This window comes from Streptomyces caeni, from assembly GCF_042678285.1.
GTDB lineage: Bacteria > Actinomycetota > Actinomycetes > Streptomycetales > Streptomycetaceae > Streptomyces > Streptomyces caeni.
The window spans coordinates 1-24,394 of sequence record NZ_JBHUDX010000023.1 but is presented as its reverse complement, the minus strand read 5'-3'; the positions used below and the strand labels follow the sequence as shown (position 1 = coordinate 24,394).

General features: G+C 73.7%; 21 protein-coding genes and 1 pseudogene. 12 read left to right on the top strand and 10 right to left on the bottom strand.

The window, feature by feature from the left end:
- Positions 1-93: 93 nt before the first annotated feature.
- Positions 94-555, top strand: coding sequence for a MaoC family dehydratase (locus tag ACFSL4_RS09655; RefSeq protein ID WP_381080613.1), 462 nt, complete (start codon positions 94-96; stop codon positions 553-555).
- On the opposite strand, the gene ACFSL4_RS09650 is transcribed toward ACFSL4_RS09655, so the two are convergent.
- Both ACFSL4_RS09650 and ACFSL4_RS09645 read right to left on the bottom strand, forming a co-directional pair.
- Positions 546-1,199, bottom strand: coding sequence for a TetR/AcrR family transcriptional regulator (locus tag ACFSL4_RS09650; protein ID WP_381080611.1), 654 nt, complete (start codon positions 1,197-1,199; stop codon positions 546-548). The genes ACFSL4_RS09655 and ACFSL4_RS09650 overlap by 10 nt on opposite strands.
- Before the next feature lie 161 nt (positions 1,200-1,360).
- The gene (locus tag ACFSL4_RS09645) at positions 1,361-2,515 is read right to left on the bottom strand and encodes an acyl-CoA dehydrogenase family protein (RefSeq protein ID WP_381080609.1); all 1,155 of its coding nucleotides are present in this window, start codon (positions 2,513-2,515) and stop codon (positions 1,361-1,363) included.
- A gap of 86 nt (positions 2,516-2,601) precedes the next feature.
- On the opposite strand from ACFSL4_RS09645, the gene ACFSL4_RS09640 reads away from it, so the two are divergent.
- The 3 genes and pseudogenes from ACFSL4_RS09640 to ACFSL4_RS09630 all read left to right on the top strand — a co-directional run bounded on the left by ACFSL4_RS09640 (position 2,602) and on the right by ACFSL4_RS09630 (position 4,901).
- Entirely contained in the window at positions 2,602-3,243 is a 642-nt protein-coding gene (locus ACFSL4_RS09640; RefSeq protein ID WP_381080607.1) for a TetR/AcrR family transcriptional regulator, read from the top strand.
- A 56-nt stretch (positions 3,244-3,299) separates the two neighbouring features.
- Positions 3,300-3,760 (top strand): annotated as a pseudogene (locus ACFSL4_RS09635) (hypothetical protein).
- 172 nt (positions 3,761-3,932) lie between these two features.
- On the top strand, positions 3,933-4,901 hold the full coding sequence (locus tag ACFSL4_RS09630; RefSeq protein ID WP_381080605.1) for a DMT family transporter: 969 nt from the start codon (positions 3,933-3,935) through the stop codon (positions 4,899-4,901).
- 283 nt (positions 4,902-5,184) lie between these two features.
- On the opposite strand, the gene ACFSL4_RS09625 is transcribed toward ACFSL4_RS09630, so the two are convergent.
- The 5 genes from ACFSL4_RS09625 to ACFSL4_RS09605 form a co-directional block, all read right to left on the bottom strand.
- Entirely contained in the window at positions 5,185-6,267 is a 1,083-nt protein-coding gene (locus tag ACFSL4_RS09625; RefSeq protein WP_381080603.1) for a Zn-dependent alcohol dehydrogenase, read from the bottom strand.
- A gap of 4 nt (positions 6,268-6,271) precedes the next feature.
- Complete coding sequence (locus ACFSL4_RS09620; protein ID WP_381080601.1) at positions 6,272-7,669, bottom strand: aldehyde dehydrogenase family protein; 1,398 nt, start codon at positions 7,667-7,669, stop codon at positions 6,272-6,274.
- 273 nt (positions 7,670-7,942) lie between these two features.
- Positions 7,943-8,131, bottom strand: a complete 189-nt coding sequence (locus ACFSL4_RS09615; protein WP_381080689.1) for a hypothetical protein — start codon at positions 8,129-8,131, stop codon at positions 7,943-7,945.
- Between the two features lie 169 nt (positions 8,132-8,300).
- Entirely contained in the window at positions 8,301-10,538 is a 2,238-nt protein-coding gene (locus ACFSL4_RS09610) for a molybdopterin oxidoreductase family protein (protein ID WP_381080599.1), read from the bottom strand.
- A gap of 181 nt (positions 10,539-10,719) precedes the next feature.
- On the bottom strand, positions 10,720-11,340 hold the full coding sequence (locus ACFSL4_RS09605; protein ID WP_381080597.1) for a TetR/AcrR family transcriptional regulator: 621 nt from the start codon (positions 11,338-11,340) through the stop codon (positions 10,720-10,722).
- Between the two features lie 187 nt (positions 11,341-11,527).
- Here ACFSL4_RS09605 and hmgA point away from each other — a divergent pair, with 187 nt between their 5' ends.
- From hmgA to ACFSL4_RS09585, 4 genes are all read left to right on the top strand, one after another.
- Positions 11,528-12,847, top strand: a complete 1,320-nt coding sequence (gene hmgA, locus ACFSL4_RS09600; protein WP_381080595.1) for a homogentisate 1,2-dioxygenase — start codon at positions 11,528-11,530, stop codon at positions 12,845-12,847.
- 26 nt (positions 12,848-12,873) lie between these two features.
- On the top strand, positions 12,874-13,623 hold the full coding sequence (locus tag ACFSL4_RS09595; RefSeq protein ID WP_381080593.1) for a GntR family transcriptional regulator: 750 nt from the start codon (positions 12,874-12,876) through the stop codon (positions 13,621-13,623).
- A 12-nt stretch (positions 13,624-13,635) separates the two neighbouring features.
- Positions 13,636-14,811, top strand: a complete 1,176-nt coding sequence (locus ACFSL4_RS09590) for a type ISP restriction/modification enzyme (protein ID WP_381080591.1) — start codon at positions 13,636-13,638, stop codon at positions 14,809-14,811.
- A 313-nt stretch (positions 14,812-15,124) separates the two neighbouring features.
- The gene (locus ACFSL4_RS09585) at positions 15,125-16,333 is read left to right on the top strand and encodes a CaiB/BaiF CoA transferase family protein (protein ID WP_381080589.1); all 1,209 of its coding nucleotides are present in this window, start codon (positions 15,125-15,127) and stop codon (positions 16,331-16,333) included.
- A 58-nt stretch (positions 16,334-16,391) separates the two neighbouring features.
- On the opposite strand, the gene ACFSL4_RS09580 is transcribed toward ACFSL4_RS09585, so the two are convergent.
- The 3 genes from ACFSL4_RS09580 to ACFSL4_RS09570 form a co-directional block, all read right to left on the bottom strand.
- Entirely contained in the window at positions 16,392-16,661 is a 270-nt protein-coding gene (locus tag ACFSL4_RS09580; RefSeq protein WP_381080587.1) for a hypothetical protein, read from the bottom strand.
- A 115-nt stretch (positions 16,662-16,776) separates the two neighbouring features.
- Entirely contained in the window at positions 16,777-17,598 is an 822-nt protein-coding gene (locus ACFSL4_RS09575; protein WP_381080585.1) for an anti-sigma factor, read from the bottom strand.
- Positions 17,595-18,137 (bottom strand): sigma-70 family RNA polymerase sigma factor, encoded by a 543-nt coding sequence (locus tag ACFSL4_RS09570; RefSeq protein ID WP_381080583.1) that lies wholly within the window; start codon positions 18,135-18,137, stop codon positions 17,595-17,597. Before ACFSL4_RS09570 ends, ACFSL4_RS09575 begins: the two co-directional genes overlap by 4 nt.
- A 207-nt stretch (positions 18,138-18,344) precedes the next feature.
- Here ACFSL4_RS09570 and ACFSL4_RS09565 point away from each other — a divergent pair, with 207 nt between their 5' ends.
- The 4 genes from ACFSL4_RS09565 to ACFSL4_RS09550 all read left to right on the top strand — a co-directional run.
- Positions 18,345-19,871, top strand: coding sequence for a DUF4331 domain-containing protein (locus ACFSL4_RS09565; protein ID WP_381080581.1), 1,527 nt, complete (start codon positions 18,345-18,347; stop codon positions 19,869-19,871).
- A gap of 134 nt (positions 19,872-20,005) precedes the next feature.
- The gene (locus tag ACFSL4_RS09560) at positions 20,006-21,802 is read left to right on the top strand and encodes a tetratricopeptide repeat protein (RefSeq protein ID WP_381080579.1); all 1,797 of its coding nucleotides are present in this window, start codon (positions 20,006-20,008) and stop codon (positions 21,800-21,802) included.
- Positions 21,799-23,400 (top strand): nickel transporter, encoded by a 1,602-nt coding sequence (locus ACFSL4_RS09555; RefSeq protein ID WP_381080577.1) that lies wholly within the window; start codon positions 21,799-21,801, stop codon positions 23,398-23,400. Before ACFSL4_RS09560 ends, ACFSL4_RS09555 begins: the two co-directional genes overlap by 4 nt.
- Before the next feature lie 63 nt (positions 23,401-23,463).
- Positions 23,464-24,394 (top strand): serine/threonine-protein kinase (locus ACFSL4_RS09550; RefSeq protein WP_381080575.1); only part of this gene is annotated, 931 nt, incomplete at its 3' end.

The window sequence follows — 24,394 nt, the reverse complement described above, 5'->3', positions numbered from 1 at the left end:
GTCACCCTCCCGGTCCGTTGACATGCGCCCCGCACCCGACCATGCTAAGCAGTTGCTTAGATATGGTGACTTCGTGACGCGAGAGGCCGGGACATGGCAGAGCCGAGGACCTTCACGTCCGCCGACGAGCTGAAGGCGGCGGTGGGCGAGCAACTGGGGTACAGCGACTGGGTGGAGATCGACCAGAAGCGGATCGACCTGTTCGCCGATGCCACGGGCGACCACCAGTGGATCCATGTGGACCCGGAGAAGGCGGCCGCGGGCCCCTTCGGCACCACCATCGCGCACGGCTATCTCACGCTGTCGCTGCTCCCGCTGTTCGGGCCGCAGCTGATCCACGTCGAGGGCGTGAAGATGGGTGTCAACTACGGGACGAACAAGGTCCGTTTCCCCGCCCCGGTCCCGGTCGGCTCCCGGCTGCGGGCCACCGCGACGATCACGGGCGTCGACGATGTGCCGGGCGGGGTGCAGGTGACCGTCGCCTTCACCGTGGAGCGCGAGGGCGGCGACAAGCCGGTGTGCGTGGCCGAGTCGGTGTCGCGGTACTACGTCTGAGCCGCCGTGGACGACGGCTGCGGCCGCGCCCCCACCATGCGCAGCACGAGGTCGGCGTAGAGCGCGCCGACCTCGTCGGGGGTGCGCGGGCCGTCGACCCGGAACCAGCGCGCCACGTCGATGCAGAGCGAGAGCACGGCGAGGGTGGTGCCGCGCACGTCGGGCACGTCGAACTCGCCCGCCGCCACGCCGTCCTCGATGATCCCGCGCGCCTCGGCGTCGACCTGGCGGCGCAGGGCGATGATCTCGGCGCGCGACTCGGGGCCGAGCGCGTCCAGTTCGTACTGGACGACCCGCGCGATGGTGTGCTGCGCCGCGTGCCAGCGGACGAAGGACGCCACGGCCTCGGCGAGCCGCTCGGCGGCGCTCCCCTCGCCCTTCGCCGCGGTGCGCAGCACCTCCAGGGCCTTCTCGTGCCCGATCCGGCTGATGCGGTGGAGCAGCTCTTCCTTGGTCTTGTAGTGGATGTAGAGCGCGGCCGGGCTCATGCCCGCGCGGCCCGCGATGTCGCGGGTCGTCGTGGCGTGGTAGCCACGCTCGGCGAAGGCTTCGACGGCGGCGACGAGCAGCCGCCGCGCCGCGTCAGGGGTGACCTCCGCCCACGGCTGCATCCCGTCGTCGGCCGTCTCCTCCGCCGTACTCATCGCTCGCCCCTTCCACCGGCAGGACGAACACCATACCCCCCAAGGTGAGCGAGCGCTTAGAGAGCCCGCCGGACCGCGTCGGAAACGCGCTCCCGGGCTTCCCGGGCGGGTCGTGTCCGGCGAGGACCGCCGCCGGCCCCGGCGCAACCGGCGCTGCGGGCTCAGAAGGCCGAAACCCCTGTCAGCGCGCGCCCGATCAGTAGTTTCTGAATCTGGCTCGTGCCCTCATAGAGGGTCATCACCCGGGCGTCGCGCAGGAGTTTTCCCGCGGGGTATTCGTCGATGTACCCGTAGCCGCCGAACACCTGGAGGGCGTTGTTCGCGGCACGGACGGCCGCCTCGGACGCGAAGAGCTTGGCCTTGGAGGACTCGACGGCGAAGGGCAGACCGCGGTCGATCAGGTCGGCGACCCGCCAGGTCAGCAGCCGCGCCGCGTCCACGTCCACGGCGATGTCACTGATGAGCTCCTGGACGAGCTGGTGGCGGGCGATGGGCCCGCCGAACTGCTCCCGCTCGCCGGCGTACCGGACGGCCGCGTCCAGGGCCGCTCTGGCGATGCCGACACAGCCGGCCGCGACCGACATGCGCCCCTTGGCGAGCGCGGACATCGCGACGGAGAACCCCTTGCCCTCGGGCCCCAGCATCGCGGAGGCGGGCACCCGGACGTCCTCGAGGACGAGCTCTGCGGTGGCCTGGCCGCGCAGTCCGAGCTTGCCGTGGATGGCGCGGCGGGTCAGACCGGGCGTGTCGGCCGGCACCAGGAAGGCGGAGACGCCCTTGTGGCCGGGGGCGTCGGTGGAGCGGGCGAAGAGCAGCACGACATCGGCCCAGGTGCCGTTCGTGATGAACGTCTTGGCGCCGTTGATCACGTACCCTCCCCCACCGTCGCGGACCGCCCTCGTGGTGAGGTTGCCCGCATCGGACCCGGTGCCCGGCTCGGTGAGGCCGAAGCAGCCGACGTACTCGCCGGAGGTGAGCCCCGGAAGCCACCGCCGCTTCTGCTCCTCGCTCCCCCAGTGGGCGATGGTCTTGGCGACCAGGCCGAGCGAGACGGACACGATGCCGCGCACGGAGGAGTCTCCGCGGCCCAGTTCCTCGGTCACCAGACAGTACGCGAGGTGGTCGCCGCCCGACCCGCCGTAGCGCTCGTCGATGGTGAGCCCGAGGAAGCCGACCTCGCCCAGTTTCTTGACGATCGACCGGTCGACCTCCTCGGCCCGGTCCCAGGTCACGACGTGCGGGGCGATCTCGCGGTTCACGAAGTCCTCGGCCAGTCGCCGCACGGCGGCCTGCTCCTCGCTGAGCTCCAGGTTCACGGCACGTCACCCCAAGGGAAGTCTTTGAATCCCGCACATTTAAATTAGCACTGCTAGTTTCACTCCGCAGCCCTACTATGTGCGCCATGGCCCGACCGCGCAAGCCCCTGCTCAGCACCGACCGCATCGTCGACACGGCCCGGGCGCTGGTGGACACGGAGGGCCTCGCGGCCGTCTCGACACGCCGGCTCGCCGCCGAACTCGGGGTCAGCGGTCCGTCCCTCTACAACCACTTCCGCACGAAGGACCAGATCCTGGAGGCGGTGGCGGACTCCGTCAGCGGACAGGTCGACCTGTCGATGTTCGAGGACGGCCGGGACTGGCGGACCGCGCTGCGCGACTGGGCGGTCTCCTACCGCAGGGCCCTGCGGGACCATCCGAACATCGTGCCCGTCCTGGCCCGCGGCCCCGGCCGCCGCCCGGCCGCGCTACGCCTGGCCGACGCCGTGTACGGCGCCATGGTCGAGGCGGGCTGGCCGCCGGCGCAGGCCACCTCCATCGGCGCGCTGATGCGCTACTTCGTCATGGGGTCCGCGCTCGGCTCGTTCGCCGGCGGCTTCGTCGACGACCGGACCGCGTACGACCCGGCCGACTACCCCCACCTCGGCCAGGCCCACCTCCTGGCCGAACAGCAGGAGAAGATCGACGAACGGGCCTTCGAGACCGGGCTGACGGCACTGCTCGACGGGCTGGAGCGCCAGTACGAGCGGCTCGGAGCGGGCGCGTAGGCCGGGTCGGCATCGTTCGGTGGGCGCCGAGGCGTGCGCGCTCCGTGCTGGGAGGCATGACCACCGGGAACAGGGGCCGGACGCGGGCCCGGGACCGTCAGACACCCGGCCTCGCGGCGTTCGCCGGCCTGATCGCCGACGAGACACGGGCCGCCTGTCTGCCGGCGCTGCTCGACGGACGGGCGTGGACCGCGGGTGAGCCGGCCCGGCACGCGGGTGGCGCGCGGACTGCTGCGCCGGGAGACGGGGGCGCTCACGGACGCGGGCCTGCGGTGGTTCGACGCCGCCGGCAACACGCTCGACCGCGGGAGCCGCCGCCCACTGGCCCGTGCCTGCATCGACTGGACCGAGCACCGCCACCATCCTCGCGGGCGTGGCGGGCGCGGCCCTGTGCCGGCATGACCTGGACGCGGGCTGGTGCGTGCGCATCGGCTCCGAGCGGGCCGTGAAGGTCACGGCGGCGGGCGAACGCTCGCCGGCCGAGCTCCTCGGCATCGAGGCTGCGGCACTGCGCTGATCCCGGCGGCAGGCTCACGGTCCGGGGGCGCCTCTGCCTCTGCCTCTGCCTCTGCCTCTGCCTCTGCCTCTGCCTCTGCCTCTGCCTCTGCCTCTGCCTCTGCCGTACGGTCCCCCTCTCGACGTCGCAAAACCGCAAGCCCTCGATCCGCCCCGTTCCTAGCCTGTGGAGCATGATGAACGCCTCCTCGCCCCGTTCCGCCCGTCGCGCCGATCTGCTCGCCGCGGGCGCGGCCACGGTCACCGTGGTGCTCTGGGCCTCCGCCTTCGTGTCGATCCGCAGCGCGGGCGCCGCCTACGCGCCGGGCGCGCTGGCCCTGGGGCGCCTGCTGTCCGGGGCGGTCGCGCTCGGACTGCTGTGGGCCGTTCGGCGGGAGGGCCTGCCGCCCCGTACCGCGTGGCGGGGCATCGCGATATCCGGTGTGCTGTGGTTCGGGTTCTACATGGTCGCGCTCAACTGGGCCGAGCAGCAGGTGGACGCGGGGACGGCCGCGCTGGTGGTCAACATCGGGCCGATCCTGATCGCGTTGCTGAGCGCGCGACTGCTCGGCGACGCCATGCCGCCCCGGCTCCTGACGGGAATGGCGGTGTCGTTCGCCGGGGCGGTGGCCGTAGGGCTGTCGATGTCCGGCGGAGGCGGGGCGTCGGTCCTCGGGGTCGTGCTCTGCGTCCTCGCCGCGGCCGCCTACTCGTTCGGGGTCGTCGCGCAGAAGCCGGCCCTGGCCGCGGCGAGCGCGCTGCAGGTGACGACGTTCGGGTGTCTCGTCGGTGCCGTCGCGTGTCTGCCGTTCGCGGGGCAGCTGGTGCACGACGCCGCCGGCGCGCCGCTGCCCGCGACGCTCAACATGCTCTACCTGGGCGTCTTCCCGACCGCGCTCGCCTTCACGACGTGGGCGTACGCCCTGGCCCGCACGACCGCGAGCCGGATGGGCGCGACGACGTACGCCGTGCCCGCGCTGGTGGTCCTGATGTCGTGGCTGTTCCTTCACGAGGTGCCCGGGCCGCTGACGCTCGGAGGCGGCCTGCTGTGCCTGGCCGGGGTGGCGGTGTCCCGGTCGCGGCCGCGCGCCGCGTCGCTCCGGCGCGGGGCCGCGGCCGAGGGGCCGGCTCCGCGGCCACGGCCCGAGCGCGAGCGGGCCTGAGGTCCGCACGCCCAGCGCGGACGCGCCGCCCTGACCGCCGGGGCACCTGCCGCCGGAGCCCTGACGCAGATGATTGCGATCGCCGGGCCCTGCCCGCACCGGTCGGCGAAGAAGAGCACGGGCGCGCCGTGGACCCCGGCCGCCCGGACCGGTCGCAGTCGCGGCGCGGCGCGGTGCGGCGCAGTGCGGCGCGGCGCAGTGCAGTACGGCGCAGTACGGTGCAGTACGGCGCGGCGCGGCGCAGTGCGGCGCAGTGCAGTACGGCGCGGTGCAGTGCGGCCTCCTAGAAGACCACCAGCGCGCGGCCGCCCTTCCCGGCCCGCATGTTCTCGAACGCCGCAGGGATGCCCTCCAGGGAGATCCGCTCCGTCACCAGGGCGCCCAGGTCCAGGCGGCCGGCCGTGATGTGCTCACCCAGCGCGGGCAGGTCGCGCGCCGGGTCGCTGTTGCCGTAGACGCAGCCCGAGAGGGTGCGCCCCCAGTGGAAGATCTCCAGGGCGTTGAACACGACCTGCTGGTCCTTGCCGCCGATGCCGACGACCGTCGTACGGCCGCCGCGGCGCGTGCAGTCCCAGGCCGCGCGGATGCTGACCGCGCGTCCCACGCACTCCACCGCCACATCGGCTCCCTGCTTGTCCGTGAGGGCGCGGATCTCGCGGGCCGTGGCGTCGGAGGCGAGGACGAAGTCGGTCGCTCCCGCCCGCCGCGTCAGTTCCTCCTTCTCCGGGGACACGTCCACGGCGATGATGCGCTCCGCGCCCGCGATCCGTGCCGACTGGAGCGTCGCGAGGCCCACCCCGCCGGCGCCGAACACGGCCACCGTCTCCCCCGGCCGTACCCGCGCCGCGTGGTGCACGGCCCCGTAACCCGTGAGCACCGCGCAGCCCAGCAGGGCCGCGTCGGTCAGCGGCACGCCGTTCGGCACCGGCAGCACACAGGACGCCGCCACCACCGTCTCCTCGGCGAACGCGGCCACGTTCAGACCGGGATGCAGATCCGTGCCGTCGTCGGCGCGGCGGGCGTACACGTCGCCGGCCCCGGTCAGCGCGTTGGCGCACAGCCACACCTCGCCCAGCGCGCAGGCGTGGCAGCTCCCGCAGGACGGCGCCCAGTTGAGGACGACCCCGTCGCCGGGCGCGACATGGGTGACGCCCTCCCCCACGGACACCACCGTCCCCGCCCCCTCGTGGCCGAGGACGGCGGGCACCGGCACCCGCATGGTGCCGTCGGACAGGGACAGGTCGGAGTGACACACCCCGGCGGCAGCCAGCCGGACCCGGACCCGGCCGGGGCCCGGCTCGGGCAGCTCGATCCCGGTGACCTCCAGCGGGGCACCGACGGCGGGCAGGACAGCGGCACGGATCATCTGGCTAACGCTCCTGGAACTGGAGGGACTTGGTCTGGAGGTACTCGGCGAGCCCGTGCGCGCCCAGCTCGCGGCCCACCCCGGACTGCTTGTAGCCGCCGAACGGAGCAAGGGGGTTGAAGCGCCCGCCGTTGATGTCGACCTGCCCGGTCTCCAGCTTCCGCGCGAAGGCGACCGCCTCCGCGTCGTCGCCCGCCCAGACGGCGCCGGCGAGCCCGTACACCGTGCCGTTCGCGATCCGCAGGGCGTCCTCCTCGTCCTCGTAGCGCAGGATCGAGAGCACGGGTCCGAAGATCTCCTCCTGGGCGATGGTCATCTCGGGGGTCACGTCGGCGAAGACGGTGGGCCGCACGAAGTAGCCCCGCTCGTGCGGGGATTCCGGGCCGCCGGTGACCAGCCGGGCGCCCTCCGCCACACCCTTCTCGATGTACCCGCGCACGCGCGCCTGCTGCTTGGCGTTCACCACCGGGCCGATGCGGTCCCCGTACTTTCCGGCGGCCGCCGCGGCGAGCCCGACCGCCTCCTCGTACCGGTCCCGGTGCACCAGCATCCGCGTCCACGCGCTGCAGGTCTGGCCGGAGTTGGACATGACGTTGGCGACGCCGACGTTCACCGCCTTGGCGAGGTCGGCGCTCGGCAGGATGACGTTCGCGGACTTGCCGCCCAGTTCCAGGGCGACCTTCTTCACGGCGGCCCCGGCCGTCGCACCGATCCGCTTGCCCACCGCCGTGGAGCCGGTGAAGGAGACCATGTCGACGCCCTCGTGCTCGGCGAGCGCCTGGCCGGCGACCGGGCCGAGGCCGGTGACCAGGTTGAACACGCCGGCCGGAACGCCCGCGTCGTGCACCGCCTCCGCGAACGACTGGGCGGTCAGCGGGGTGTCCTCGGCGGGCTTGAGGACGACCGTGCAGCCCGCCGCGAGGGCCGGGGCGACCTTGGCGACGATCTGGTGGAGCGGGTAGTTCCAGGGGGTGATGGCGCCCACGACGCCGACCGGCTCGTGGTGGATCACGGAGTTGCCGGCCTCCTCCTGGAAGGCATGCGTCGCGGCCAGTTCGGCGTACGAGCCCGTGACCAGGATCGGCAGGCCCACATGGACGGACTGCGAGAACGAAGGCGGCGAGCCCAGCTCGGCCGTCACGGTCCCGGCGATCTCGTCCTTGCGGGCGACGAGCGCGTCCCGCAGGGCCGTCAGGCGCGCGGCGCGTTCGGCCGGCGCGGTGGCCGCCCAGGCCGGGAGTGCGGCACGGGCCGCCCGCACCGCGGCGTCGATGTCCTCGACGGTGCCCGCGGGGACACGGCCGATGACCTGTTCGTCGACCGGGTTCACGACCTCGATCACGTCCGGGCCCGTGGCCGCGCGCCACGCGCCGTCGATGTACATGCCGTCGTGTGCCTGCATCGTCTTCCTCCTGGGCCGGGCGGCGTCGTCCGCGCCCCCGTACGGGCGATCGAGACCAAACTAGCGGTGTTAGTTTTGCCGCGCCAGGTCTGGGAGCGCCCCCGGAAAGAGGTTCGTCCACCTCGCCGAGGCGCGAAGACGAGCGGCCATATCCGTCATCTCGCATCGACCGGCACTTCCGCCTCCCGTGCGCGAACCTTCCGGTGGGGATCTGTTGCACAGCGTGCTGACGGCCCGGGGAGACCTCCCCGGCCTCCACGTCCGAGAGCGCTCTCAGACCGCGTGCACGTCCCTCCTCCCTCGCACGCCGTGCGTGCGCGACCCCACCACCGAAGACCCCGGATGTCCAAAGACCAGGACGAGGAATTCGCCGGGGCGGATGTCCAGCGACAACCGCTCCACCACGCGGACGCCGCGGGTGCAGGACTTGCCGACCTGGCGCAGGGAGATGGCACGTGGCATGGGTGTCCCCGGGGCTCACAGGAACCGCTGGTACTGCGCGGCCGGCCGTCCCGTGCGGGTCGTACGGGACCGTGGGTCACGGAAGTTGACGGACGGCACGCGCCCGGAGGAAGAGACATGACACGATCGGGCGTCCGGTCTCGCACGGCGAGAAAGCGGACGCTTCGGTTCAGTTCGTGGCCACCGGGGTCAGTTCGACGGGTATGCCGTTGAGGACCGCGTTGCCCGACAGGGGGTCGAGCAGGCTGCCGTCGAGGAGCTGGTTGACGTTGACGCCGGGGTGCAGGGCGGCATGGCTCATCCGGGTGCCGGGCCGGTCGTGGCCCCAGCCGTGCGGAAGGCTGACCACACCGGGCAGGATGCCGTCGGTGACCTCGACGGGCGCGGTCACCGCTCCCCCGGCGCCCCCTACTCGTACCTGCGCGCCGTCGGCGAGCCCGAGCCGCTCGGCGTCGTCGGGGTGGAGGTGCAGGGTGCAGCGGTTGGAACCGCCGGTCAGCGCGGGCACGTTGTGCAACCAGCTGTTGTTGGAGCGCAGATGGCGCCGCCCGACGAGCACGAGCCCGGCGGCGCGCTCGCCCAGGGCCCGCCTCAGGCGCGGCAGGTCGTCCGCGATCGGTCCCGGCAGCAGCTCCACCTTGCCGCTGGGGGTCTTCAGCGGCTGCGGCAGGCGGGGCCCGAGCGGGCCGAGGTCGATCCCGTGCGGATGGGCGAGCAGCTTCTCCAGGGTGAGCCCGTCGGGCCGGGCACCGAACCCGTCGCCGTACGGGCCGAGGCGCAGCATCATGTCGAGCCGCCGCTCGGGACCGTTCTCGCCGCCGAGGCGGGCGGCCAGTTCACGCGGATCGCGGCCGTGGACCGGCGAGTGCGCCTCGGTGACGGCCCTGCCGAGGGTCTGCTCGACGACCATGGCGTCCACGGTGTCCGGAGCGGCGCCGTGCAGGCCCGTCGCGGCGAGGATCAGCCGCGCGTGGATCTCGGTCTCCGCCATCAGGCCCGGCTCCTGCTGGACCGCGGCGCGGGTGTAGCGGACCTGGTTGCGCACGGCCAGGGAGTTGAAGGCGAAGTCGAAGTGGGCGGCTTGGGAGGGCGGGGGCGGCGGCAGCACGACGTGTGCGTGGCGTGAGGTCTCGTTGAGGTACGGGTCGACGCTGACCATGAAGTCCAGCGCGCCGAGCGCCTTGTCGAGCCGGTCTCCGTCCGGCGCGGAGAGCACGGGGTTGGCGGCGACGGCGATGACGGCGCGCACCGGGCTGCCCTCGTCGGTGGCGGTGTCGATCTCCTCGGCGAGCGCGGCGATCGGCAGTTCCCCCTTGGCCTCGGGGTGCCGGCGCACCCGCGAGTGCCAGCGTCCGAGCGCGAAGCCGCGTCCGGGCCCGGCGGGACGCGGGGATCTGCCGGTGGCCGACAGCGGGAAGAGAACACCGCCGGGCCGGTCGAGGTTGCCGGTGAGGATGTTGAGCACGTCGACGAGCCAGCTGGCCAGGGTGCCGTGCGGAACGGTGCACGTGCCGATGCGTGCGTAGACGGCGGCGGTGGGCGCGGCCGCGAGCGCGCGGGCGAGGCCCCTGATGGTGTCCGCCTCGACGCCGCACGCCGCGGAGGCGGCTTCGGGGGTGAAGTGCCGTGCCTCCGCGGCCAGGTCCCCCATCCCCTGCACATGCGGGGCGAGGTCCCCGAGGTCGACGAGGTCCTCCTCGAAGAGGACGTGCACCATCGCCGCGAGCAGCAGGGCGTCGGTGCCGGGACGGATCGCGATGTGCCGGTCCGCGAGCCGGGCGGTACGGGTGCGGCGCGGGTCGATCACGGTGAGGGTGCCGCCGCGGGCCCTGAGCGCCTTCAGCTTTCCGGGGAAGTCGGGCGCCGTGCACAGACTCCCGTTGGACTCCAGCGGGTTGGCGCCGATGAGCAGGAGGTGGCCGGTGCGGTCGAGGTCGGGCACGGGGATGGCGCCCGCGTCTCCGTACAGCAGCCCGCTGGAGACGTGCTTGGGCATCTGGTCCAGCGTGGAGGCCGTGAACACGCTGTGGGTGCGCAGGCCCGCGAGCAGGAGCGGCGGGTAGAGGGCGCCGGCCATCGTGTGCACGTTCGGGTTGCCGAGGACGACCCCGACGGCATGGGGTCCGTGCCGCTCCACGACGGGCCGCAGCCCGGCGGCGACGGCGTCGAACGCCTCCTCCCAGGTGGCCTCGCGCAGTTCCCCGTCTCGACGCACGAGGGGTGTGCGCAGGCGGTCCGGGTCGGAGTCGGCGGCCCCGAAGGAGGCGCCCTTGGGGCAGACGAACCCCTTGCTGAACACATCGTCACGGTCGCCGCGGGCGCCGGTGACACGGGTGCCCTCAAGGGTCAGCGTCAGCCCGCAGGTGGCCTCGCAGAGCGGACAGATACGCAGGGCGGTGCGGGACACGGGTCCTCCCGGAGGCGTGGCGGCGGCAGGGCGCACGGACAAGGGGGAGCATACCGACCGGTACGCACGGAGGGGAGGGGTTGCGACCGGCCCGTACCGGAGATCCGCGAGGACCCCGGGCCGCCGGGCGGGGCGTCGCCCGGGCGGGGACCGCCCCGGGCCGAGGCCGCCCGGGGCGCGGTCATTCCAGCGCCCGCTCCATGTACGCCCGCAGAAGGCCGCGCATCTCGTCGATGATCTTCCCATCGCCCTCGGGGTCCACCCGGAAGGCCAGCTGTATCAGGGTGTCGGCCGTTTCCACCGCGATCAGGAACGTGCGGCGCAGGTCCTCGTCCGGGGCGCGGTCGAGGTACCCGGACAGGAGGTCCATGAGGCGGTCGGCGACGCGCCGGTTGGGCTCGGAATGGCGGACGCCGACGGGGATCTGGTTGCCGAAGTCCACGAGGGCGAACCCGGGTGCCGTGCGCTTCATGTCGAGGTACTCGTCCAGGACCGCGTCCATGCCCTCGCGCCAGCCGCCCTCACCCCCCGCGTCCGACAACCGCCGGACCACGCGCTCGGTGTAGCGCTCCAGGTTGCGTTCGGCGAGGGCGTCGGCCATCGCCCGCTTGTTGCCGAAGAAGCGGTACACGGATCCGATGGGCACGCCCGCACGCAGGGCCACGGCCCGGGTGCTCAAGGCGTCGTAGCCGACCTCGTCGAGCAGATCGGCGCAGGCGTCGAGGATTCTGGTCAGTCGTTCCGCGCTACGGCGTTGTACGGGCGCGCGGCGCAGGGATGTCGCGTGGGGCACGGGTTTCATGATGCCTTTCCGCCGGAGGCCGGTGAACCTCGCCCGGCTGTACGAAAAGGATCGGTCCGGCAACTCACCGAGCGAGTCACCGGAACCACTCAGGGTCACGCCACCCCCTCCGCTCCACCGACCCCTTGCGCACACGCCACCCCGAATCCTACGGTAATGCATAGGAATCAGCGGCAAGGGAGCGGTGATGAGCGGGGACGAGGCGAGGAAGACCGCGGAGGGACTGTCGTATCTCTCCGGTTTCGGCAACGAGCACAGCTCGGAGGCAGTCCCCGGTGCGCTGCCCGAGGGCCGCAACTCACCACAGCGCGCACCGCTCGGGCTGTACGCGGAGCAGCTGAGCGGTACGGCGTTCACCGAACCGCGCGCGCACAACCGCCGTTCGTGGCTGTACCGCGTCCGCCCCTCGGCGGCGCACCCGGCCTTCACCCGCACGGGCAACGGCACGCTCCGCTCGGCGCCGTTCACGCAGACGGTGCCCGACCCCAACCGGCTGCGCTGGGACCCGCTGCCGGAGCCCCCGGCGGGGACGGACTTCCTGGCCGCCCTGTGGACGGTCGGCGGCAACGGCGACGTCACCCAGCGCGCCGGCATGGCCGTGCACCTTTACCACGCCAACGCGTCCATGGAGCGCGTGTTCAGCGACGCCGACGGCGAGCTGCTGATCGTCCCCGAGCGCGGCGGGCTGCTGCTGCACACCGAGTTCGGGATGCTGCGCGCGGAGCCCGGCCATGTGGCGCTGATCCCCCGCGGGGTCCGCTTCCGGGTGACGCTGCTCGACGACACGGCACGGGGCTATGTGTGCGAGAACTACGGCGCCCCCTTCCGGCTGCCCGACCTCGGCCCGATCGGCGCCAACGGGCTGGCGGCCGCCCGGGACTTCCAGGCCCCGGTCGCGGCGTACGAGGACGTCGAGGGCCCGGTCGAGGTGGTCAACAAGTTCTGCGGCAACCTCTGGACGGCGACGTACGGCCACTCGCCGCTCGATGTCGTCGCCTGGCACGGCAACCATGTGCCGTACCTCTACGACCTGCGCCGGTTCAATGTGATCGGCAGCATCAGCTACGACCACCCGGACCCGTCGATCTTCACGGTGCTGACCTCGCCGAGCGACACCCCCGGCCTGGCGGGCATCGACTTCGTCGTCTTCGCGCCCCGCTGGCTGGTGGGCGAGGACACCTTCCGGCCGCCCTACTTCCACCGGAACGTGATGAGCGAGTACATGGGCCTCGTCGAGGGCGCCTACGACGCCAAGGCGGAGGGTTTCGTGCCGGGCGGCGGCTCGCTGCACAACATGATGTCGGCGCACGGTCCGGACCGGGAGACGTTCGAGAAGGCGAGTGCCGCCGAGCTGAGCCCGCAGAAGGTGGACGACGGGCTGGCCTTCATGTTCGAGACCCGCTGGCCGGTGACCCTCACGCCGCACGCGGTGCGGGCCGAGCACCTGCAACGCGGGTACGACGACGTGTGGCGGGGCCTCGAACGTCACTTCCGCCCGTTGCACTGAGCGCCGCCGACCGGTACGGATAGCCCGTGACGTCATTCGCCCCGGACTCGATCGTCCTGAACCGAAAGCTGCCGCTCTGGTACCAGGTGTCGCAGTCGCTGCGCGCCTCGATACTCGGCCGCTCCCCCCGGGACCCGCTGCGTCTGCCCACCGAGGAGCAGTTGGCGGGTCACTACGGGGTGAGCGTGCTGACCATGCGGCAGGCGCTGAAGGAGCTGGAGGACGAGGGGCTGATCACGCGTCACCGCCGGCGCGGCACGTTCATCGAGCCCAGCGCGCGCAGGGGCGCCCCGGTCCGGCTCCTCGGCTCGGTGGACGCGATCGTGGCCCAGCAGTCCGGCATGACGACCGAACTGCTGGACCACGGCCGGGTGCCGGTGCCGCCCGGACTCGCCGAGCACTTCCCGGACCTCGCCGAGGTGGCGACGTACCACCGGCTGCGCAGCGACGAGAAGACGGGCGAGCCGACCAACCACGCTCGCAACTACGTCCGCCCCGAACTGGGCGACCGCATCACCCCGGACGATCTGGTCCGCTGGCCGATGACCAAGGTGCTGCGGGACGTCGTGGGCGCGGACATCAGCCGGATCACGGACACCGTGGAGGCCCGGCTCGCGGATCCGGAGACGGCGCGGCTGCTGCACGTCCCGCTGCTCAGCCCGATCCTTCACTACACGGGTGTCACCTACGACTCCGGCGGGAGGCCCCTCGATGTGGCGGTGATCCACTACCGCGGGGACCGCTTCTCCTTCACGGTCACCCTCGAGGCCACCTGACCCCGTCGTACGATGCCCGGCGTGACGCACGACGACGCTCCGCTGCTGGCGGACCTCATGCCGTGGTCCGTCGCCCCCCTGCGGCCGGGCCGCGCCTGGCCGTCGGCGCCCGACGCGGCCTCCCTGAAGGCCCGCTGGGACGCCCTCGTGAAGACCGAAGGCCCCGAACGGGAGGCCCTGTTCGCGCCGACCCGCGCCCGTACGCTGCACTCTGCGGTCGGGCAGCTGCCGGGCCACCCGGGCGGCACCGAGCGGCTGGTCCGCGCCTCGGGCCCCTGCCCGGAGCCCGTGCGTGTGCTGCACGCGCCGTTCGACGAGCAGTGGCTGATCCCCGACCACCGTCTGATCGACGCGGCACGGCCGGAGCTGTGGCGGGTTGCGGACGGGCACCAGGTCTTCGCCGTGGAGACGGGCGCCGCCCCCGGCTCCCGCGAGCCCCTCCTGCTCGCGACGTCGCTGATGCCCACGCTCCGTTCCGGCCGCATCCGCCCGCTGTTCCGCCGCCCCGGCGGCGAGGAGGCCAATCTGGCCCCCGGACTGCTGGTGCATCTGGAGGCCCGGCTGGGCCTGTCCCCAGCCCCGGTGGACCTCCTCGCCTGGATCCTGGTCACGGCGCGCCCCGGGCCCGAGGGCCCGCTCGTCCCGCTCACCGAGGACGCCGGGCTGTGGACGGAAGGCGTCGAGCTGGGCCACCGCATGCTCTGGCTGATGCGCCGCGACGGCGAACGCCCCAAGCTACCCGGCGGTCGACGCCCGTATGTCCGCGCCCCGTTGCCGCCCGTCCCGCTCTCCCTCCACTACGACGCCGACGAGGAGACCCTCCACCTCGGCGAGGGCCGCATCTCACCGGTGCCGCCCGCCGCCTGGGACTTCGAGGCGGGCGGCCTGCGGGTGCTGGAGGAGTGGTTCGCGGCCCGGACCGCCCGGGCCGAGCCGGGCACCCTGGCGGCGATCGGCCCGTCCGCCTGGCCGCAGCCGTGGACCTCGGAGCTCCTGGAGCTGATCACCGTCCTGGCCCTGCTGGCGGAGCTGCGTCCGCGGCAGGCCGGCCTGACCGTGACCGCGCCGGTGACGGCTGGCGACCTGCGCACGGCGGGTGTGCTGCCGGTACCGGACGCCGCACGCCGCCCCGCGTCGGTGCTGGACCACCGTGAAGAGGGCCCCGAGGGGCAGTTCGCGCTGGTCTAGGGCCTGTTCCGAGTTCCCCGTCGTCCGCGCGGAGCGCGGGCGCGGCGGTGTCGTGGAGGCACCGCCCGCGCGAGCGCGGCCGAGCGTGGGGGAGCGTGCGATCGGCGTGCGGCGCCGCAGGTCATGTGGCGCGGCCACCTGTCCTGCGGCGCCGTGCGGCGGCGTGCGTGCCGGGCCCCGGGGCGCGGGCGGGGAACTCGGAACAGGCCCCAGGGGCCACGGCCCCGCGGGACCCCCGGGCGGGGGTGAACGCCGGCCGTCCATGACACCCGCGTGTGACGCCGCCCGCTGACAAGGGCGTCGCCCTCGGGACATGATCCATCCCATGGCTCCTCTTCCGCTGCCCCTGGAGGGCATCACCGTCGTCGCCGTCGAGCAGGCCGTCGCCGCGCCGTTCGCGACCCGGCAGCTCGCCGATCTCGGCGCCCGCGTGATCAAGGTCGAGCGGGTGGACGGCGGTGACTTCGCCCGCGGCTACGACACCGCCGCCCGCGGTCTGGCCTCGCACTTCGTGTGGTGCAACCGCGGCAAGGAGTCGATCGCCCTGGACCTCAAGGACCCACGCGGGCTGGACGTGGTACGGCGGCTGGTCTCGGACGCGGACGTGTTCGTGCAGAACCTCGCCCAGGGCGCCGCCGCCCGTCTCGGCCTGGACGCGGCCACGCTGTGCGCGGCCCATCCGCGGCTGATCGCGGTGGACATCTCGGGCTACGGGACGTCGGGGCCGTACGCGGACAAGCGGGCGTACGACATGCTCGTGCAGTGCGAGGCGGGGCTGGTGTCGGTCACCGGGACGCCGCGGCAGCCGGCGAAGGCGGGGATTCCGGCGGCCGACATCGCGGCGGCCATGTACGCGTTCTCGGGGGTACTGGCGGCGCTCGTCCGGCGGGGCACGACCGGACGCGGCGGACCGGTCGAGATCTCCATGCTGGAGGCACTCGCCGAGTGGATGGGACATCCGCTGCACCATGTGATGCACGACGGCACTCCCCCGGCGCGCACGGGCCTGGCGCACGCCGTCATCGCGCCCTACGACGCCTACCCCACGGCGGACGGCGGGCGGGTGCTGCTGTCCGTGCAGAACGACCGGGAGTGGCGGCGGCTCGCCGCGCAGGTCCTCGGCCGGCCCGAGTGGGGAACCGACCCGGCGTACGCGACGAACGCGGCGCGCGTCGCCCACCGGGAGGACACGGACGCCCTGGTCGCCGAGGGGATCGGGGCGCTCGGCACGGACGAGGCCGTGGCCCGGCTGGAGGCCGCCGACATCGCGTGCGCACGCCTCAGGGACGTGCGGGAGGTGGCGGCGCACCCCCAGCTGGCGGCCCGGGACCGGTGGCGGGAGGTGGGGACGCCGGTGGGGCCGCTGAGGGCACTGCTGCCGCCGATCACACTGCCGGGCGGGGAGGAGGCACGGATGGGGGATGTGCCCGCGCTCGGAGAGCACACCGAGACGCTGCTGCGTGCCGTGGGGATGACGGACGACGAGATCGCAGCGCTGCGCCGGGACGGTGTGGCCGCCTGAGCGCGGGCTTCTTGCGGAACGCCCGCCTGTCGGGCGTCGGGCGGAACGCCGGTGTCGCTCAGCGCCCGCCGAACAGCGAACGGCGCAGACGGCGCAGCGGCGCGAACAGCGAGACCCCGTGCATGCGGGCCCCCCTGCCACTGCGGTCGTGCGCGGTGTCACGGGCGGTCAGCTCACGCATCAGCGAGGTCGCCTCGACCGTCTCACGCTGCGGGACGGCGGGGCCGGCGAGCACCGAGAGATGGCGGTCGAGGCGCGAACTGGTCGCGCTGCTCCCGCAGGTGATCGCGGGGACCCTCGCCCTGCTGCGCACTGTTATCCGTTCCATGTCACTCCCCACCCGTACGAGTCCACCCGGCCCGGGCAGAGTAACCCTATCGCTCCCTCGTGGCACTCGTGTATCGCGGACGCAGGATTCACCTGAGCCGTCGGGGCGTTGACGACTACTCACCGAATCCGACGGAGCGCAGGGCGAGTTGGACAACCGGCTGGCTGGTGGGCTGTGGTGAGCCGCCGTCGGGTTCCACCGTCACGGCCAGTGACGTCGCGGACTTGCCGATCCCGCTCGCGACCAGGGGCGTGTCGCCCTGGAACAGACCGAGGGAGCGTGGTTGCACATCGGGGCGCATGAGCCAGAGTTGATGCACACGGCCGCCGGGAGGTGCGCCCAGCCCGCTGAGGGTCACGACGGCGCGCCCCTCGGACACGGATGCGACCACGGCGATCCCTCGTCCCTTGGCGTCCCGGTCACCGGTGGCACGGGCGTCGGGGGCGGCGAGAACGGCGGCGATCCGGCGCGCCTGCGCGCGCTCCGCGTCGAGTTCGTCCTGCGTGCGCGTGGCCTGGACGGCGAACAGCGCGGCGACGACGAGGGCCGCGGCGGCCGTGGCGGTGGCGAGCGGGCCGAAGAGAGGGCGCAGCCGGGGCGCACGGGCGCGCGGGGGCGGCGGTGCGGTGCCCCAGACGTGCGGCGGCAGGTGCGGTTCCCGGGTGGGGGGCACGTCCGGTGCGGGCGCGGGGTCCTGCGGGAGGTTCCGTACCGCGGTCAGCACGCGGTCCCGCAGACCGGGCGGGGCCGGGGCCGTCGTGGACCAGGCGAGGCGGACGGCGTCCTCCGACAGGGCGCGCACGTCCGCGGCGCAGCGGTCGCACTGCTTGAGGTGCTTCTCGAAGCGGCGCCGTTCGCCGGGTTCGAGCGCGTCCAGCGCGTAGGGGGCGGCGAGCGAGTGCAGATCGCCGGGGCGCAGACGGGAGAAGACGCTCATGCGACACCTCCCAGGCACTCGCGCAGCCGGGTGAGTCCGTCGCGCATCCTCGTCTTGACCGTACCGAGCGGGAGTCTGAGCCGCTCGGCCACCTCACGGTACGTGTAGCCGTCGTAGTAGGCGAGCGTGACGGACTGGCGCTGCAGCGCGGTGAGGCGGTCCAGGCAGCGGCGCACCCACTCGCGTTCCAGGCCCGCCTCCACCTCCTCGGCGACCTGGTCGAAGGCGGGATGGTGGGCGCGCCGGGCCTCGCGCTGCTCGCGTTCGCCGGCCGCGCGGGCGCTGCGCACCCGGTCGACGGCGCGGCGGTGGGCCAGGGTGAGGATCCACGACAGCGCGCTGCCGCGGCCGGGGTCGAACCGCGGGGCGGAACGCCACAGTTCGAGCAGCACCTCCTGCGCCACCTCCTCCGACTGGGCGGGGTCCCGCACAACCCGGCGCACCAGCCCGAACACCGGCCCGGACACCAGTCCGTACAGGTCCTCGAATGCCTTCTGGTCGCCCCCGGCCACGAGCACCAGAAGTTCGTCCGCCTCCACTCGTATCCCCCTCTCCACCGCCGCACACGGCCCGGTTGCTCCACTGTGACGTTCAAAGCGCTCACGCCCTCGGACGGTGGTACGGATCAGCCTGCCGAAAACGCGGGTCGAGCAGGCACGAAATGAGTTTTCCGGTTCGACCAATCCGCCTCGGCCGCCGCTCCGAATCCCCGTGCGTCAGGCAAGTCGGCACTGAGGACGGACGGCATGACACCTTTCTCCAGGAGCAGCGTGGGGCGCGGGAGTCTCGCGGCCCTCATCTGTGGCGCTCTGGCGGCCGGAGGGCTCGCGGCCGCCGGCGTGACCGCGCTGGAACCGAGGGCGGCCTCCGCCTCCTCCCACCGGGAGGCTCCGCTGATCTCGGGGCAACCGCGGTACGACAACACGGACCTGTACGCGTTCGTGAGCCCCGACAAGCCGGACACGACGACGGTCATCGCGAACTTCGTCCCGTTCGAGGAGCCGGCGGGCGGCCCCAACTTCTACACGTTCGCGGACGACGCGCAGTACGACATCCACGTCGACAACGACGGGGACGCGCAGGGCGAGCTGGTCTTCCGGTACACGTTCAAGACCCATGTCAAGAACAAGGACACCTTCCTGTACAACACGGGTCCGGTGGACAGCCTCGACGATCCCGACCTCAACGTGACGCAGACCTACGACATCGACCTCGTCAAGCTGCACAAGCAGAGGCTCGTCGCGAAGACGAAGATCGCGGACAACGTGCCGGTGGCTCCGTCGAACGTCGGCAAGGCGTCGATGCCGGACTACGGCAAGCTTCGTGACCAGGCCGTCCACAAGCTCGCGGGCGGCGCGACGACGTTCGCGGGGCAGGCGGACGACCCGTTCTTCGCCGACCTGCGCGTCTTCGACCTGCTGTACGGCGGGAACCTCTCGGAGGTCGGCCGGGACACGCTGAAAGGGTATAACGTCAACTCCCTCGCGCTGCAGGTGCCGAACGACCTGATCCGCGAGTCGGCGCACCAGCCGGTGGTCGGCATCTGGTCGACGGTCCAGCGCAAGGACGCGCACGGCGACTGGACGCAGGTCTCCCGCCTCGGCAACCCGCTGGTCAACGAGGTCGTCAACCCGCAGAAGGACAAGGACAGGTTCAACGCGTCCGCGCCGTGGTACGACGCGCAGTTCCTCAAGAACGTGACCAACCCCGAGCTGCCGAAGCTCATCGAGGCGATCTACAAGATCAAGGCTCCGGCCGAGCCCCGCAACGACCTGGTGGACGTCTTCCTGAAGGGCGTCGAGGGCCTCAACCAGCCGCCGAACGTACGGCCGGCGGAGGAACTGCGGCTCAACACCTCGATCCGGCCTGCCGCCGACCCGAAGCGGCTCGGCGTGCTCGACGGCGACAACGCGGGCTTCCCGAACGGGCGCCGGCTCACCGACGACGTGATCGACGAGGCGCTCCAGGTGGTGGAGGGCGAGCTGGTCGGCTCGAAGAACGACCTGGGCGACGCGGTCGACGCGAACGACAAGAAGTTCGGGCACTCCTTCCCGTACCTGGCCGAGCCGACCTCGGGCTCGCGCGGCCCGCTGGCGAAGGGCACCGGGAACAACGTGCGCAACCAGCTGGGCGACGGACTGGTGCCGACCGGTTCGAGCGGCTCCGGCACCACGCTGATCGCGGCCTCCGCGACGGCCGGCGCGGCCGGGTTCCTGCTGATCGCCGGCGCGCTGATGTGGTGGCGCCGGCGCGCCCGCTACCGGGTGTACTGATCCGCCCCCGACGGGGCCGCCCCGGTGGCCCCGTCCCCTCGACCGGCGCGGCCCGTACCCTCCCTTCCCCCACGGCGCGGGCCGCGCCGCCCCACCCCGACGACCGTTTCCGCCCAGGAGATTGAGGAGAGGGCATGTCCCCGCGTACGAACGCAAGCGCGCCGGAGAGCGGGCACGGCGGCCGCCCGGAGGCGGAGCCGGCGGGGCCCGCACCCGAGCAGGACACCGCGCGCGCCGACGCGTCCGCCGAGAGGGCCGCGAACACGGCTCCGGTTCCCGGCCCCGGCGGCACCGCCTCCACCGCGGAACCCAGGAGCGGCGCCGGGACGCCCGGCAGGAACGCGGGCTCCGCCGCCGAGCCGGCCGGCGAGCACGAGCAAGCCGGCACGACCACCGCGGACACGGCCACCACCGCAGAGCCGGCCGACCGCTCCAAACGGGCCGGCGCGACCGCCGCGCCGACCGTCCCCGCCGCCGAACGGGCCACCCCGTCCACCGCGGGCACCGACTCCCGCGCCGAGCCCTCCGGCGGGTCGGCGGCGTCGCCCGGGCCGGGCGGCGACGACGAGCGGATCGTCGCGCTGCGGAGGTTCTCCGCGTCGGGGCGGCGGTGGCGTGCGCTGCAACTCGGGCTGTGCGGCGCCTCGTTGGCCGTCGCGCTCACCGCCGGGGCCGTGGTCGTCGGGGCGGTGCGGAACAGCGGTACCGCCCCGGTCGCCGCCACGCCCGGCGGGGTCTCGCCCGCTCTGCTCGCCGGTGGCGACCTGGACTCCGGCATCCGCGCCCTGCAGACCCATCTCCGCGCCCAGCCACGGGACCACGGCGGCTGGGCGACGCTCGGTCTCGCCTACGTCGAGCAGGCCCGCACCAAGGGCGACCCCTCCCGCTACCCGCAGGCGCAGCGCGCCCTCGACCGGTCACTGGGGCTGCGCCCGGGCAACGACGCCGCGCTCGCCGGCCGCGCCGCCCTCGCCGCGGCCCGGCACGACTTCGCCGGCGCCCTCACCTACGCGGACCAGGCCCTGCAGCAGAACCCGTACAGCGAGCGCGCCCTGTCCTCCCGTGTCGACGCGCTCGTCGAACTCGGCCGCTACTCCGACGCCTCGAAGGCCGCGGACCGGGCCGACGCGCGTCGGCCCGGCGTCCCCGTTTTCACGCGCTACGCCTACGTCCACGAGCTGCGCGGCGACGTGACGACCGCCCGCCGCGTCCTGGAGCAGGCGCTGGGCACGGCGACGAGCCGCGGCGACATCGCGTACGTGGCCACCGCGCTGGGCCAACTCGCCTGGAGCCAGGGCCAGTACACCACCGCCCTCGCCCACTACGCCCGCGCGCTGGCAGCCGACGACACATGTCTCCCGGCGCTTGAGGGCCGCGCCCGCGCGCAGGCGGCGCGGGGCGACACCGAGGCGGCGATCCGCGGCATGGAGCAGGTCGTCGACCGCGCGCCACTGCCGCAGTCCCTGGTGGAACTCGGCGAGCTGTACGAGGCACGGGGCAAGGAGGGCGACCGGGCGAGGGCACACGACCAGTACGCCCTCGTCGACGCCTGGGTCTCGCTGGCCCGCGCGAACGGCGTCGACGCCGACCTCGACACGGCCCTCGCCGCCGCCGACCACGGCGACCCGGCGGCCGCGCTGCAGGCGGCCCGCGCCGAGTGGGCGCGGCGCCACACCGTGCACACCGCGGACGCCCTCGCATGGGCCCTGCACGTGAGCGGCCGCGACCGGGAGGCCCTGCCGTACGCCCGGCAGGCCACGGCCACCGGTTACCGCAACGCGGCCTTCCTCTACCACCGCGGCATGATCGAGCGCGCCACGGGTCATCCGCGGCAGGCCCGCGCCTTGCTCAGGGCGGCGCTGAGGCTCAACGCCGGCTTCTCGCCGCTGGGTTCGCGCACGGCCCGTGAGGCGCTGGAGGCGATGAAGTGAACCTCCGTCGCCTCGCCGCCTCCGGCGCGGCCGTGCTCACGGCCGTCTGCGCGCTCGTCCTGGGGCCCGCCGGGCAGGCCGGGGCCCACCCTCTCGGCAACTTCACCGTCAACCGGTACGACGGCCTGGTCGCCGCGCCGGGACGGCTGCGGGTCGACCATGTCGAGGATCTCGCGGAGATCCCGGCCACCCAGGCGAAGCCGGACATCGCGCGGCTGGGCCTGGCCGAGTGGGCCCGGCAGCGGTGCGAGAAGGCAGCCGCGGGCAGCGTGGTCACCGTCGGCGGGCGCCCGGCCGCACTGGCCGTCGGTGCGAGCCGCGCGCAGCGGCGCCCCGGCCAGGCGGGGCTGAACACGCTGCGCGTGGAGTGCAGGCTGACGGCGCCGCTGCCCAGGGGCGGCACCATCACCCTGGGCTTCCACAGCGCGAGCACGGCCACCGGGCCCGGCTGGCGGGAGGTCACCGCGCGGGGCGACCGTATGACGCTCACCGCGTCGAGCGCGCCGAGGACCTCGGTGTCCCGCGAACTGACCAGCTATCCGAAGGAGTTGCTCTCCTCGCCGGCCGACACCGTCAGCGCGTCCCTGCGCGTGCGCCCGGGCGGCCCCGCCCTGGCCGACGACCGGCACAACGCGCCGGCCGCCGCCGTGCTGCCGCGCGGCGCCGGCCGCTGGACCCGGGCACTGGACGATCTGGTCGCCCGCCACGACCTGACGCCGGGCTTCGCCGCGCTGGCCCTGGTCGTCGCCGTCGGTCTCGGCGCGATGCACGCGCTCGCTCCGGGCCACGGAAAGACCCTGATGGCCGCGGCGGCGGCGGCCCGCGGCGGCCGGGCGCGGCTCAGGGACGTGCTGCCCCTGGCCGCGTCGGTGACGGTGACCCACACCCTGGGCGTGGTCGCGCTGGGCCTGCTGGTCACGGCGGGTTCGGCGGCGGCGCCGTCGGTGATCGCATGGCTGGGCCTGGCGAGCGGGCTCCTGGTGACGGTGGCGGGCGCGTCGCTCGTACGACGGGCCTGGCGCAACCGGGCTCGCGCGGACGGGCGTCCGCACGCCCATGAGCACCACCACGGCCACCGGCCCGCGCACCGCTCCCCACACAGCGCGCGCGAACACGAGCATGCGCACCCCCACACGGGGAACGCGCACGAGCACGGCCACGAGGACGCCCGCCCGCACCCGGACCCCGGGCACGGCCACACCCACGGCGTCCCCCACACCCACGGCGGCATCCCCCACACCCATCCCACCGCCCCCACGCTGCGCGGCACGATCCTCCTCGGCTTCGCGGGCGGGCTCGTGCCCAGCCCCTCCGCCGTGGTGGTCCTGGTCGGTGCGGCCGCCCTCGGCCAGGCATGGTTCGGTCTTCTGCTCGTGGTCGCCTACGGTGTCGGACTCGCCCTGACGCTGACGGCGGCCGGGTTCGCCGTGGTCGGGCTCGGCAGCGGGATGAGCCGCGTCCTGGACCGGCGCCCCGGCTGGGCCCGCGGTCCGGCCGTGGCTCTGCTCCGCAGGACCGCACCGCTGGGGTCCGCGTTCGTCGTTCTGGCCCTGGGAGCCGGACTCGTGTTCAAGGGGGCGGCATCCGCACTCGGTTGAGCTACTTTTGGGGAGATATCACGCGGAGTGGATGCATCGCGCGGATGCGAATGGGGGACGCCCGTGTCCGAAGAACCCGGCCGTGAACGTGTGATCGCGGGGCGCTACCGCCTGTTGTCCCCGCTCGGCCAGGGCGGCATGGGCACGGTGTGGCGGGCGCGTGACGAGGTCCTGCGCCGCGAGGTGGCCGTCAAGGAGGTGCGCGCCCCGGCCGGGCTTCCGGCGGCCGACGTCGGGCGCATGTACGCGCGGCTGGAGCGCGAGGCGTGGGCGGCCGCCAGGGTGGCGAACCGGAACGTGGTGACGGTGTACGACGTGGCCACCGAGGACGGCCGTCCCTGGATCGTGATGGAGCTGGTCCGCGGCATCGCCCTGTCGGACCTGCTGGACGCGGAGGGCCCGATCGCTCCGCGGCGGGCCGCGCACATCGGCGCAGAGGTGCTCGCCGCCCTGCGCGCCGCGCACGCGGTGGGGGTGCTGCACCGCGATGTCAAACCGGCCAACGTCCTGCTGGCGAACGACGGCCGGGTGGTGCTGACGGACTTCGGCATCGCCACCGTGGAGGGCAGCTCCGCGCTGACCATGACCGGCGAGGTCATCGGCTCGCCCGAGTTCCTGGCACCGGAGCGGGCGCTCGGGCGCACGCCGGGCCCGCAGTCCGATCTGTGGTCGCTGGGCGTGCTGCTGTACGCGGCGGTCGAGGGCAATTCGCCGTTCCGGCAGAACACCCCGCTGAGCACGCTGCGGGCCGTCGTCGACGAGGAGTTGCCGCCGCCTCGCCGGGCCGGCCCGCTGGCCCCGGTGATCGAGGGGCTGCTGCGCAAGGACCCGGCGGAGCGGATCTCCGCGGAAGGGGCGGAGCGGGAGCTGCGGGCCGTCGCCGCGGGCGGCGCCCCCGCCGGCGTCCCGCGCGCCGGCGCCTCCGCGTACACGCCGACGGTCGCGGCCTTCCCCGGCCCGGCGGAGCCGCCCACCGCGCCCCTGCCGGGACGCG